Source organism: Aeromicrobium alkaliterrae (assembly GCF_039529015.1).
Taxonomy (GTDB): Bacteria; Actinomycetota; Actinomycetes; order Propionibacteriales; family Nocardioidaceae; genus Aeromicrobium; species Aeromicrobium alkaliterrae.
Map to the genome: position 1 here is coordinate 78,237 of NZ_BAAAME010000005.1, position 9,166 is coordinate 87,402.

General features: G+C 71.7%; 9 protein-coding genes. 6 read left to right on the plus strand and 3 right to left on the minus strand.

The window, feature by feature from the left end; all coding sequences use genetic code 11:
- Nucleotides 1-95: 95 nt before the first annotated feature.
- Together ABD127_RS14395 and ABD127_RS14400 are read right to left on the minus strand one after the other, a co-directional pair.
- Nucleotides 96-833 (minus strand): SDR family oxidoreductase, encoded by a 738-nt coding sequence (locus ABD127_RS14395; protein WP_344202781.1) that lies wholly within the window; start codon nucleotides 831-833, stop codon nucleotides 96-98.
- A complete protein-coding gene (locus ABD127_RS14400; RefSeq protein ID WP_344202783.1) occupies nucleotides 830-2,374 on the minus strand; it encodes a class I adenylate-forming enzyme family protein in 1,545 nt (514 codons plus the stop codon). The genes ABD127_RS14395 and ABD127_RS14400 overlap by 4 nt, the downstream gene beginning before the upstream one ends.
- Before the next feature lie 141 nt (nucleotides 2,375-2,515).
- Here ABD127_RS14400 and ABD127_RS14405 point away from each other — a divergent pair, with 141 nt between their 5' ends.
- Complete coding sequence (locus ABD127_RS14405) at nucleotides 2,516-3,748, plus strand: ABC transporter substrate-binding protein (RefSeq protein ID WP_344202784.1); 1,233 nt, start codon at nucleotides 2,516-2,518, stop codon at nucleotides 3,746-3,748.
- A gap of 18 nt (nucleotides 3,749-3,766) precedes the next feature.
- Here the strand turns inward: ABD127_RS14405 and ABD127_RS14410 are convergent, their stop codons facing one another.
- A complete protein-coding gene (locus tag ABD127_RS14410; protein ID WP_344202786.1) occupies nucleotides 3,767-4,411 on the minus strand; it encodes a TetR/AcrR family transcriptional regulator in 645 nt (214 codons plus the stop codon).
- Nucleotides 4,412-4,567: 156 nt separating this feature from the next.
- Here ABD127_RS14410 and ABD127_RS14415 point away from each other — a divergent pair, with 156 nt between their 5' ends.
- From ABD127_RS14415 to ABD127_RS14435, 5 genes are all read left to right on the plus strand, one after another.
- Complete coding sequence (locus tag ABD127_RS14415) at nucleotides 4,568-5,551, plus strand: NAD(P)H-dependent flavin oxidoreductase (protein WP_344202787.1); 984 nt, start codon at nucleotides 4,568-4,570, stop codon at nucleotides 5,549-5,551.
- Nucleotides 5,548-6,471 (plus strand): enoyl-CoA hydratase-related protein, encoded by a 924-nt coding sequence (locus tag ABD127_RS14420; protein ID WP_344202789.1) that lies wholly within the window; start codon nucleotides 5,548-5,550, stop codon nucleotides 6,469-6,471. The genes ABD127_RS14415 and ABD127_RS14420 overlap by 4 nt, the downstream gene beginning before the upstream one ends.
- A complete protein-coding gene (locus ABD127_RS14425) occupies nucleotides 6,468-7,709 on the plus strand; it encodes an acyl-CoA dehydrogenase family protein (RefSeq protein WP_344202790.1) in 1,242 nt (413 codons plus the stop codon). Before ABD127_RS14420 ends, ABD127_RS14425 begins: the two co-directional genes overlap by 4 nt.
- A complete protein-coding gene (locus ABD127_RS14430) occupies nucleotides 7,706-8,758 on the plus strand; it encodes a phosphotransferase family protein (RefSeq protein WP_344202792.1) in 1,053 nt (350 codons plus the stop codon). Before ABD127_RS14425 ends, ABD127_RS14430 begins: the two co-directional genes overlap by 4 nt.
- A 10-nt stretch (nucleotides 8,759-8,768) precedes the next feature.
- On the plus strand, nucleotides 8,769-9,166 hold a 398-nt coding region (locus ABD127_RS14435; RefSeq protein ID WP_344202794.1), incomplete at its 3' end, for an acyl-CoA dehydrogenase family protein.

The following is a 9,166-nucleotide window of genomic DNA, read 5'->3' on the forward strand; positions in this document are numbered from 1 at the left end:
CCGGTGCGGCTCCCCCCGGAGCCGCGTACCGGATTGTAGGTTCCTGATCGCTCCCACGCCGGGAAGTTTCCCGCCGTCGGCGCGGCTCGGCGTGCTCATCGCACCTCCTGGGCGCTGCCGTGGTCCGGCATGAGGTCGACGCGCGGCACCCGCAGGGGCGAGTCCAGCAGGTCCACGACGGTGCGCGCCACGTCCGGGGCCGACATCTGCTCGGGCCCGTCGATGAACCCGCCCCGACGCCACTCGCGGTACGCCTCGCGCAGTCGGTCCTGCCCCCAGTCGGCCTGGGCCTCGGTGTCGGCGGCGCCGAGCGCCACGACGGTCACGTTGAGGTGCGGTTCCTCCTGCTGGAGGCCGTGGGCCAGGGTCTCCAGCGCCGACTTCGCCGCCGCGTACGGCACGAGCTGCGGCCACGCGCGGGCCGCCGAGCACGACGAGACCAGCACGACCCGGCCGCCGGGCGGCAGGTGTCGGGCGGCCTCGGTCGCGGCAAGCGCCGGCCCGACGAGGTTGACCTCGAGGACCTCCCGCCACAGCCGCGCGTCGCTGGCCCGCAGCCGTTCCATCGTCGGCAGCCCGGCGGCGAGCACGAGCGCGTCGATCCCGCCCAGCGCCGCCACGGCCCGGCGGACGCCGGCCTCGGGCTCCCCGTCGACCGCCAGGTCCAGCTGGTCGGCGACGACCTGCCCCGGATGCGCCCGCGCCAGCTCCTCGAGCCGGTCGAGCCGACGCGCGGCGGCCACGACCTGGCGCCCGCGGGCGGCGAGCTCGCCGACGAGGGCGTGGCCGATGCCGGACGAGGCACCGATGACGTGGACCCTGCTCGCGCTCACGTCGCGACCTCGATGTCGAGCAGGCTCCGCTTGACGACCTTGCCGCCCGCGTTGCGCGGCAGCTCGGGGAGCACCCGCACCTCGACCGGCACCTTGTAGCGCGCCAGCAGTCCGCGGCAGTGCTCGATGACGCCCTCGGCGTCGACCTGCCGTCCGCCCGACGCGGTCACGAACGCGACGACCTCCTCGCCCCAGGACGGGTGCGGACGACCGACGACGGCCGACTCGGCGACGTCGGCGTGCTGCTCGAGCACCGCCTCGACCTCGACCGGGTAGATGTTCTCGCCGCCGCGGATGATCATCTCCTTGGCCCGCCCGGCCAGGTAGACGTAGCCCTCGGCGTCCTGCCGACCGAGGTCGCCGGCGCGGAACCAGCCGCCGGCGAAGGCCTCGTCGGTCGCCTCGGCCATGTGCTCGTACCCGTCCATCAGGGTGTCGCTGCGGGTCGCGATCTCGCCGACCTCGCCGACCCCCACCTCGTTCAGGTCGGGGTCGAGGATGCTCAGCTCGACGCCGAAGCACGGCCGACCGATCGAGCCGAGCAGCTCAGGGCGCCCGGCCAGCGCCCGACGGTGGTCGGCCGAGGACAGGATCGTCTGGAGCCCCGCCTCCGTGCCCGCGCCGAACACGTTGACGAAGCCGCAGCCGAAGACCTCCATGCTCTCGCGCAGCAGCGTCGGGGTCATCGGCGCGGCGCCGTACAGGATCGAGCCGAGGCGCGAGAAGTCGGCGGTCCGCGACTCCGGCAGGTCCAGGATCATCCGCAGCATCGTCGGCACGAGGAAGGCCGAGGTCAGCCCGTCCTCCATCCATCGCATGGTCGCGCGCGGCTCGAACTGGCGCTGGATCAGCATCGGGAACCCGCGGGCCGCGCCGAGCAGCACGATCGCGATCCCGGCGACGTGGAACATCGGCGAGGCGCTGTAGCGGAACTCCTCGGCGGGATCACCGAGCTCGTACTCGATCGCAAACGTCGCGATGAGGCGCTTGAGCATCCCGTGGGTCTGCCGGACCGCCTTGGAGGTCCCGGTCGTGCCGCTCGTGAAGCACAGCGAGAGCACGTCGCCGTCGGTCACCGGCACGCTCGGCAGCGGCGGGAGGTCCCGCAGCTGCGCGACCGACGGACGCTCCCCGACCTGCTCCAACGTGACCAGCGGGATGCCCCGCGTCGCGGCCACCGCAGCCACCTCGTCGACGTAGCGCTCGGAGGCCACGACCAGGCGGGAGCCCGAGCGCTCGAGGAACGTCTCGATCTCGTGCGGCGGCAGCCGGTAGTTCAGCGGCACGATCGTGAGGCCCGCGCGGGCGCAGGCCAGGAACAGCTCGACGTACAGGTGGCAGTCGGTCGCCACGACGGCCAGGCGGTCCCCTCGCTCGAGCCCGTGGACCTCCGTCAGGCCGCGGGCGATCCCGCCGACGTGACGCGCCGCCTCGGCGAACGTGACGGTCTCCCCCGTGCCGGTGCAGCGCCACGCGTCGCGCTCCGGCGCGAGTCGTGCGGACATGTCGACCCAGTCACCCAGGTTCAGGCTGGCACCCATGGGCCACCTCCCGTTCGTGTCGGACAGATCTACCGCTACCCGACTTTGACGTCAACAACACTTGACATAGAGGTCAATATCACTTTTATTGTGACCCGCGCCACATTACGCACCCCCGCGGCGGCGTCGAAGGGATTTCTCATGCGAACAGCACGCATCTTGTCCGCACTCCTGCTCGGAGTGCTCACCCTCACCGCCTGCGGCGACAGCGACGAGTCGTCGGCCGGAGGTGAGAAGGCCACCGGCGAGCCGATCGTCGTCGGCGGCCAGGCTCCCTCCAAGGGCGCGGCGGCGTTCCCCCAGAGCGAGGACGGCCTGAAGGCCGGCGAGTGGTACGTCAACAACGTCCTCGGAGGCGTCGACGGCCGGCCGCTCGAGGTCGACGTGTGCCAGGGCGACGGCAGCCCGGAGACGGCGATCAACTGCGCCAACGGCTTCGCGTCCTCCGGCGTGCCGCTCGTCCTCGACGCGTACGACCTCAGCATCGGCGGCGCGGTGCCGATCCTCGGCGACGCGAAGATCCCGATCATCGGCACCCTGGCCGGCACCCCGGTCCCGGACGCCGCTCCGTACGGCAACGCGTTCTACTTCTCGGGCCCCACGGCCCTGAGCGCCCTCGGCTCGATGACCGTGCTCGAGAAGCTCGGCAAGGAGGACCTCGCGCTCGGCGTGACCGACGCCCCGTCGACGCACGCGTACGTCGACACCCTGATGAAGCCCATCGCGGAGGCGCTGGGCATGAACCTGGACGCGTCGTACATCTCCTCAACCGGCGCCAACTTCAACGTGGTCGCCGCCACGCAGCTCTCGGGCGATCCCGACGTCACGGGCATCATGGCGCTGCCGGAGGACGGCTGCACATCCCTGTTCCAGGCGCTGCGCCAGCAGGGCTACGACGGCACGATCTTCGCCGGCTCCTGCTCGCAGTTCATCGAGCAGATGGGCGCCGACGCCGCTGGCGCTGTCGTCCAGCCCCGCCTCTGGGTCCCGCTGACCTACGACAACGCGCCGGCCGACGTGCAGGAGGACCTCGACGCGTTCTCGAGCTCGATGGAGGAGATCGGCAAGGGCGACCAGCTCTCGGCGCGCTCGCTGTACTCGTTCGCGCTGGTCGTGAACCTGGTCAACGTGCTGGAGACGATCGACGGCGAGATCACGCCCGACACGGTCCGCACCGCGATGCAGTCGCTCGTCGACTTCCCGACGTTCGCGGGCCCCGAGGTCACCTGCGACGGCGAGCAGTGGCCCGGTCTGCCGAGCTCCTGCAGCCGTGAGGCGATCTTCTTCGAGGTGCAGGACGACGGCACGCTCGCCCCGGTCGACGAGGACGAGATCTGGACCGAGCTCGACCCGTCGGTCATCCCGAGCGCGTAGCGCGCGGCGCTCGGAGGGTCACGGTGCCCCGTGGCCCTCCGGGTGCAGCGTCGCGAACCAGATCCCCGCGAGAGCGTCGGCCAGACGTCGCTCCTCGAACTCCTTGCCGAGGGAGAACCACAGGTGGCACGTGTACTCGAGCATCGCCCCGAGCGCCTCGGCCGTGTACTCGACGTCGAGGTCGGCCGGCACCGAGCCGTCCGCCTGCATCCGCTCGATGCCCCGCCGGGTCCGCTGCACGAAGCTGTCGCGAAGGTCCAGCCGCAGCGCCCGCATCTCGACGGAGTCCAGGGCCAGCTGCTCCATCAAGGCGATGATCGCGGCATTGGGGCGGTAGGCGTGGATGAAGCGGTCGATCGCGTCGTGGACCCGCAGATCCAGCCCTGACGTCGGGACCGCAACCGCCATGTCCTCGTGCATGTCCTCGATCACGGTGCGGGCGACCTCGACGAAGATCGCCTCCTTCGTGTCGAAGTAGGTGTAGAACGTGCCGTGCGAGGCGTGCGCCTCCTTGACGATGTCAGCGACCCGGGCGTCGGTGAACCCCTGGCGCTCGAAGACCCGGCGGGCGGCGTCGAGCAGCTGCCGACGGCGCGCCGCGCCGCGGTCGGTGATCGGCCCGACGTCACGACGGGTCTGCTGCACCGCGGTGGGTTCGCGCACCGGGACCTCCTGCTTCCACGATGACGTGGTCTCGACTTCTGATGCCCGTACGACCCTAACGGCCCGCGCTCAGCGACGTGGCAGAAAGAAGTTGACATCAACGTCACATAATGCGAACGTCACATGACCGTTCCTGCGAGAGAACCCGAGAGAGCCATGCTGCAGACGCGCTTCACCGAGGCCTTCGGTGTCCCCCACCCGATCGTCCAGGGCGGCATGCAGTGGGTCGGCACCGCGCCGCTCGTCGCCGCCGTCGCCAACGCCGGAGCCCTCGGCATGCTGACCGCGCTGACCCAGCCGACGCCCGAGGCGCTCACGGCGGAGATCGCCCGCACGCGCGAGCTGACCGACCAGCCCTTCGGCGTCAACCTCACGATCATGCCGATCGTCCGCGACGTGAACTACGACGAGTACCTCCGGGTCATCGCCGAGGCCGGCATCACGATCGTCGAGACCGCCGGGCGCAACCCCGCGCCGCACATGCCGTTCTTCCACGAGCACGGCATCAAGGTCATCCACAAGTGCACGAGCGTGCGCCACGCCCTGAAGGCGGAGGCCGTGGGCGTCGACGCGGTCAGCATCGACGGCTTCGAGTGCGCCGGCCACCCCGGCGAGGACGACGTGCCGGGCCTGGTCCTGATCCCCGCCGCGACGCGCCGGCTCTCGATCCCGGTGATCGCCTCCGGTGGCATCGCGGACGCCCAGGGCCTCGTCGCGGCCCTCGCCCTCGGCGCCGACGGCGTCAACATGGGCACCCGCTTCCTGTGCACCGTCGAGGCTCCGGTCCACGACGCCGTCAAGCAGCAGATCGTCGCCGCCAGCGAGCTCGACACCGAGCTGCTCTTCCGCCCCCTGCGCAACACCTCGCGCGTCTCGTCCAACGCGGTCTCGCGCGAGGCGGTCGAGATCCTGACCGCCGGCGGCGCGTTCGAGGACGTCGTCCACCTCGTCAACGGCGAGCGCGGCCGCACCGTCTACGCGACCGGCGACCCCGAGGCGGGCGTCTGGTCGGTCGGCATGGCCCAGGGCCTGATCGACGACGTCCCGACGGTCGCGGCGCTCGTCGAGCGCATGGTGACCGAGGCGACCGCGCAGATCGCGCGGCTCGGCAGCATGACGGCCTCGGCGGTGCCCGCGTGAGCGACGACCACGTCCTCTACGACGCCGACGACCACGTCGCCGTCGTCACGCTGAACCGGCCCGACCGGCTCAACGCGTTCACCGACACGATGGAGCGCCAGCTCATCGAGGCGTTCGACCGGGCCGACGCCGACGACGACGTCCGCGCCGTCGTCATCACCGGAGCGGGCCGCGCGTTCTGCGCCGGCATGGACCTGGCCGAGGCCGAGGGCCCCGACGACACCTTCCGCGAGTGGCGCCTCAGCCCCGACGCGCCCGCCGGCACGGTCTACGACGTGCCCGGTGAGGACCTCCCGGTCCGCCGCGACGGCGGCGGGCGGGTCACGCTGCGCATCTGGGCCTCGAAGAAGCCCGTCCTGTCGGCGGTCAACGGCCACGCCGTCGGGGTCGGCACGACCCTGACCCTGCCGACCGACCTGCGCCTCGCGTCCGAGGACGCGACGTTCTGCGTGCCGTTCGTGCGTCGCGCCTTCGTGCCCGAGTCGTGCTCGTCGTGGTTCCTGCCGCGGGTCGTCCCGGTGCAGAAGGCCATGGAGTGGATGCTCACGGGCCGCCGGATCAGCGCCGCCGAGGCGCTCGACGCGGGCCTCGTGCTGAGCCTGCACCCGAAGGAGGAGGTCCTGCCGCGCACGCTCGAGCTCGCGCACGAGATCGCCGCCGCCTCGCCCGTCTCGGTGACCCTCGCCCGCCAGATGCTGTGGCGCATGCTCGGCGCGGCGCACCCCATGGACGCGCACCGCGTCGAGACCTGGGGGCTCAACCAGCGCGGCGTCAGCGCCGACGCCGGCGAGGGCATCCGCGCCTTCCTCGAGAAGCGCGACCCCGTGTTCACCGACCGCGTCAGCACCGACCTTCCCGACGTCTTCACCGAGCTCCCGCCGGAGCCGACCTACCTGCCACCCAGAGGAGACCAGCCGTGACGGCACCCGAGCGCGACCTCCGCCTCAGCGAACGAGGCGACGAGCTGCGCGACGAGCTGCTCGACTTCATGCGGACGCACGTCATGCCCGCCGAGGCCGCCTACGAGCAGCACCGGCACGCGGGAGGACCCGACGACCACTCGGTCCCGCCCGTCGTCGAGGAGCTCAAGACCGAGGCCCGCCGCCGCGGCCTCTGGAACCTGTTCCTGCCCGCCGAGAGCGGACTGTCACAGCTCGACTACGCCGCGCTGGCCGAGATCAGCGGGTGGAGCCTGCACCTGGCGCCCGAGGCCATCAACGGCCAGGCCCCCGACACGGGCAACATGGAGCTGCTGCACCTGTTCGGCACGCCCGAGCAGAAGGAGCAGTGGCTCGAGCCCTTGCTCGACGGCCGGATTCGTTCCGCGTTCGCGATGACCGAGCCCGCCGTCGCCAGCAGCGACGCGACCAACATCCAGACCACGATCGAGCGCGACGGCACCGACTACGTCATCACCGGACGCAAGTGGTGGACCAGCGGCGCCGCCGACCCGCGCTGCCGGCTCCTGATCGTCATGGGCAAGACCGACCCCGACGCGGCCACCCACCGCCAGCAGTCGATGGTGCTCGTGCCGATCGACGCGCCCGGCGTCCGGGTCGTGCGCGACCTGCCGGTCTTCGGCCGTCACGACCAGCACGGTCACGTCGAGGTCGACCTCGACCACGTCCGCGTGCCCGTCACGAACCTGCTCGGCGAGGAGGGCGGTGGCTTCGCGGCCGCCCAGGCCCGCCTCGGGCCGGGTCGCATCCACCACTGCATGCGCGCCCTCGGAGCGGCCGAGCGGGCGCTCGCGATGCTCGTGGCGCGCGCCGAGTCACGCATCGCGTTCGGCGGCCCGATCGCCGACCTCGGCGCGGTGCCGAACGAGATCGCCGAGTCGCGCATCGCGATCGACCAGGCCCGACTGCTCTGCCAGCTCGCCGCCCGCACGATCGACCTGCACGGCAACAAGGAGGCCGCGACGCTCGTCTCGATGGTCAAGGTCACGGTGCCACGGGTCGCGTGCCAGGTCATCGACCGCGCCATCCAGGTGCACGGCGGCGCTGGCATCAGCGACGACGTGCCGCTCGCGGCGATGTACGGCTGGCACCGCGCGATGCGGATCTTCGACGGGCCCGACGAGGTGCACCTGCGCACGATCGCGCGCCGCGAGCGTCGGCGTGAGCCACTGCTGACCGAGCCGGGAGCCGTCCGATGAGCGCGCGCGCCACCGAGTCCGACCTGCGCGGGCTGGACCTCGAGGCCGTCGCTGCTCACCTGCGTGAGGTCGGGGTCGAGGTGCCGGACGGGCTGACCGCCGAGCTCGTCGGCGGCGGCAAGTCGAACCTGACGTACCTGCTCGACACGGGCACGCGGCGACTCGTGCTGCGCCGCCCGCCGCTCGGCGAGCTCCAGCGCGGCGCGCACGACGTGATCCGCGAGGCCCGCGTGCAGCAGGCGCTCGACGGCTCCACGGTGCCCGTCCCGACGATCGTCACGGCCGACCCCACCGGCAGCGTTCTCGGCGTGCCGTTCTACGTCATGGATGCCGTCGACGCCGACGTCGTCCGCACGCGCGAGGACGCCGAGCCCATCGCACCGCTCGTGCGCCGCCGGCTCTCCGAGGCGCTCGTCGACCGGCTCGCCGACCTGCACGACATCGACCCGGCGTCGGTCGGCCTGGCCGACCTCGGCCGTCCCGACGGCTACCTCGAGCGCCAGGTCGCCCGCTGGCTCCGGCAGTACGAGGCCATCAAGGTCCGCGACCTGCCCCTCGTCGAGCCGATCGGGAACCGTCTCGCTGCGACGGTGCCGACCTCCTCGGCGGCCGCGATCGTGCACGGCGACTACCGGCTCGACAACGTCATGGTCAGCCGCGACGTGCCCGACCGGGTCGTCGCGGTGCTCGACTGGGAGATGGCGACGCTCGGCGATCCGCTCGCCGACCTCGCGACCCTGGTGATGTTCTGGGACGACGAGGGCGACGCCTACAACCCCATCACGGGCGGCCTCATGGCGATGTCGGGCTTCCTGACGAAGGAGGAGGTCGCCCAGCGGTACACCGCGCGCCGCGGCCTCGGCGACGTCGACCTGACCTGGTACCTCGCGTTCTCGACCTTCAAGCTCGCGGTCATCCTCGAGCAGATCCACGCCCGGCACGTCGCCGGACAGACCGTCGGCGAGGGCTTCGACGGCCTCGACCGGATGGTCGACCAGCTCCTCGCAGAGTCCGCCTCCTACCTGCGGCTCCCGGCGACCCTCTCCTGAAAGGACAGTCATGAAGCGTCATCTCTACACCCCCGACCACGAGGCGTTCCGCTCCTCGGTGCGCGAGTTCGTCGAGCGTGAGGTCGTCGGCAACGTCGAGCGGTGGGACGAGCAGCGCCTCGTCGACCGTGAGGTCTACGTCGCCGCGGCCAAGCAGGGCATCCTCGGCCTGTCGGCACCCGAGTCCTACGGCGGCGGCGGACAGGACACCGACTACCGGTACCGCAACGTCGTCCACGAGGAGCTCGCCCGCGTCTTCGCGACGTCGCTCTCGTCATGCTTCTCGCTGCACGACGACATCGTCGTGCCGTACTACGTCACCCTCGGCACGCAGGAGCAGAAGGACCGCTGGCTGCACGGTCTCGCCTCCGGCGAGCTCATCGCCGCGATCGCGATGACCGAGCCCGG